The sequence below is a fragment of the Corynebacterium sp. HMSC069E04 genome (genome assembly GCF_001813175.1).
Lineage (GTDB): Bacteria > Actinomycetota > Actinomycetes > Mycobacteriales > Mycobacteriaceae > Corynebacterium > Corynebacterium aurimucosum.
In genome coordinates this window covers 1,749-5,180 of the sequence record NZ_KV811694.1, presented here as the reverse complement: position 1 = coordinate 5,180, position 3,432 = coordinate 1,749, and the positions used below count along the sequence as shown (strand labels likewise).

At 55.9% G+C, this 3,432-nt stretch carries 2 protein-coding genes; both read right to left on the bottom strand.

Translation table 11 applies throughout. The features are described from left to right. Positions 1-1,155 (bottom strand): VaFE repeat-containing surface-anchored protein (locus tag HMPREF2896_RS12870; RefSeq protein WP_210388771.1); only part of this gene is annotated, 1,155 nt, incomplete at its 3' end. Between the two features lie 661 nt (positions 1,156-1,816). Then, positions 1,817-3,163 (bottom strand): formate-dependent phosphoribosylglycinamide formyltransferase, encoded by a 1,347-nt coding sequence (gene purT / locus HMPREF2896_RS09925; RefSeq protein ID WP_070719401.1) that lies wholly within the window; start codon positions 3,161-3,163, stop codon positions 1,817-1,819. Positions 3,164-3,432: the final 269 nt, after the last annotated feature.

Sequence of the window (3,432 nt, the reverse complement as noted above, 5' to 3'; positions counted from 1 at the left end):
GTCGGTCGGCTCAGTCGGCTCGGTCGGCTCGGTCGGCTCATCCTCAGAGTTCACCGTCTGCCCGCCGTCGTTGATGTCCTTATGCTCAGCGATCTTGTTCGGGTTCTCCGTAGTCGCATCCGGAGTGTCCTTACCCTTGTCGTCGACCTCAACAGAGGTCAACTCCTCAAAGACAACCGCAGCCTCAACCGGCTGTTCAGCGTTCGTAACCTTGATCTCGACCTGCTCAGAGCCGTTTGCTGCATCCGGGACAAAGGACTTCTCGCCCTTACCGAGAACAGTCTTCCCATCAGCCTTAGAGATCAGCTCTGCCTTAAGGGTGTACTTCTTACCCGGAACCAGGTTCTCATAGGTAACGGTATCGATTACAGTCGCGTCGTTAACGACGACCTTCTTCGATCCTTCAGCAAACTCGGCCTTGGTCTCGATCGACGGGGTCTTGGATTCCCCCTCGTCGCCTGGCAGGCCTGGCTGATCCGGTGGGAACACACGCTGACCTTGTTCCGTGCGTACCTGCCACGCACCGTCAGGTCCCACAATCGTAATAAAAGCATCCGCCGGCTGGGACGGAATCTCAATCGAAGGATCCACCTCGAACTGGTCATCCAAATTCGTAGCAGTATTCTTCACGATTCGAAGGCCCGTCAACTCTGTAAACTCGTCCGGGCTTCCTTCGAAGTTCTGGAAGCGAATCACATTATTAGGGTCACCATATCCAAGGTTTCCTTTAATAATGTTAATTGCTGTGTCCCTACCCGACGGGTCAGAGACAATTGCCGCCAAGTAAGTACTGTACTTAGCTGCGGCCTTTTTATCGCCCGCAGCTGCAGCGTCACGAAGCTTAATTGCCAGACCAATTGCAGCATCTTGATACTTAGGATCTTCAAATTTCAAGGCACCCGCAGAGGACTGCGTATAGCTGCCAGACGCCTTCATAGGATCTGGGGTAGTCAAGTCGATACACCAGGCCCAGCCAACATTATTAGCAGGGTTTCCTTTAGCCTCAGTGTTACCTTCCGGTGGAACACCCGCCCACACAAGTGGGCCCCAAGAACTATCGCCGCCCACCTTCTCATGCTCGGCGCCTAGGGCGTTATCCGGCTCAAAGTCCGTCGGCTCGGCCGCACCGGCCTTCGCCCAGGGAACGGTGACCATGGCTGCAATTACTGCTATTGCTGTGAAAATAGCAGTAAAGACCATCCACCCCTCTCTGGAGATATTCCTTAATTTACTCATCGTTTCCTCTTCGAATGATGTGAATGTCTACAAGTTTTTCTGCACAGCAGTCATGTTCCGCTGAAACAATCTGAAATCTGGACGCAGGTTTTTACACCTTGACCGGCGATTCTCCTTAAGAATCTCACGAACTCTTATAGTCCACACAGGAGAATATCACCACTCACAGCTGCCAGCAAGCCAGTTGATTGTTGTATAAATTTCCCCTATGCATCCATAGATCAACAATTCCGCTGGTGAAACGCGCTCTAGCCTCGCGCTTTTAGGCATTTATCGACAATCCGTTCGAGATAATGCTGACACGTCACTAAGGTTAGAATTTCTCATATTTTTATACTTACGGTTTATTAAGCTTTGACTCGGGATATTGCTCACTGCGACCACACTTCTAAGCCCCTACCGGGAAGGCGGAATCGACTGTCCACCCCAGGTACAAAAGGACCATCCCCCGTCAGATGCGCCGCCTTGCATACGCAAAGTGGCCGCGCATATTGCACGGCCATCGCTCCCCCGTTCATCACCCCACTCCTCCGCGGGGCCGGGACATCATTCCGCCCTTTCTTAAAACGTCACTATTACTTTAACCATCGGCGGAGCGGGTTAATTTCGGATCAACGTCGACAACCGGTTCTGGGACCTCAATGACCTCAATATCGGAGACGGCAGTGGCGGTCGGCTCCACGGGCTGCGAGTCACCGTGAACGGTTCTATCAGCATTCGGCCCGACAGTGATCTTTCCCGCCGCCAGCGCCGCCCTGTCACGGGCGGTCTCAACGTCTTCGGCAGTCGTGGCCACCATGCCCATGCGGCGGCCGGCATAAGCCCACGGCTTACCAAACAAACGCACGTCCGTTTCCTCATAGGCAAGGGCAGCATCGAGGCCAGAGTAGGAGACATCATCAAGCTCTGCGTCCGCGTGCAAGATGACCGCAGCACCGGGGCTGACCAATGTCACGTCAATGGGGAAGCCCAGAATCGCGCGGACATGTAGCTCAAACTCAGAGAAACGCTGCGTATACCCAGTCAGCATGGCGGTATCCAAAGGACGCGGCGATACCGATGAGAAATACACCTCATCGCCCGCGACGAAGAGCTCCACGCCGTAGACACCGCGCCCTCCCAATTCATTGGAGATACGCGCCGCAACGGAGCGTGCGTTCGCCAGCGCGTCCTCACTCATAGCCATCGGCTGCCAGGACTCCACCAGATCCCCCTTCTCGTGGCGGTGACCAATGGGCTCACTAAACCACGTCGCCATCTTGCCCGTAGCCGGGTCGATGGAACGCACAGCAAGCAGCGTGACCTCATAATCAAAGTCAACGAAGCGCTCCACCACTACGCGCTTATACTCCGAGGACACGTGGCGCACCATGGCCCAGGCCTCCTCCACGTCCTCTTCTTCTTTAAGAAGGATGTGGCCCTTCCCGGAGGTCGTAATATCCGGCTTCACGATGCACGGCAGCCCCAACTCCCCCACTGCCTCTTGCAGCTCCTCAGCGGACTCAGCAAAGCGATAGGCAGTGACGGGCAGGCCGATGCTTTCAGCTACCTCACGCACGCTCTCCCGACACTGTGTCAGCTCACACGCCCGCGCCGAGGGCACGACGGTTGTGCCGAACTCTTCAATACGCTTCAGCGCCTCCACCGCGACGGTTTCCACCTCTGGGACCACGTAGTCTGGCTTGATCTTCTCAGTCAGCTCCCACACCTTGTACGGGTCCCTAATGTCTGCAATGTAGCTAAAGTGCGCAAGCTGCTGCGCGGGTGCTCCTGCGTAGCGGTCCACGGCGTGAACCTCAAGCCCTAAGTTCTGAAAGGCAATTACCAACTGCTTGCCCAGCTCACCCGCTCCCAAGAGCAGCACCTTGGTGGCGTTTCCTGTCAGAGGGGTTCCGATCTGGCCTGCGATGTCGCCTACGGTAGTCATTCTCGAATTATCGCATACTTTTAGCACTGCATTGCTTGGCGACGTCCCCCTATTCCCACCATCCCACTCCTACCGGGCACCGGCTGCCCAGTGCCCCCGCCCCGAACCCTAGGATCACCGAGACCCCCTCCCCACCGCAGGGAAACGGTGGAAAAGGGGGCCTGGTCTTTAGACTGACCTTCTATATGGCAGCCGGCCACTTTGGGCCGACTGGCCCTCGGTATGCGTCAGTGTCTCTCTTACTTGGAGGAACCGTTAGAGGAACCTGC

Coding starts and splice junctions, on each gene's coding strand:
- purT (WP_070719401.1), bottom strand. CDS start 3,163: ATGACTACCGTAGGCGACATCGCAGGCCAGATCGGAACCCCTCTGACA.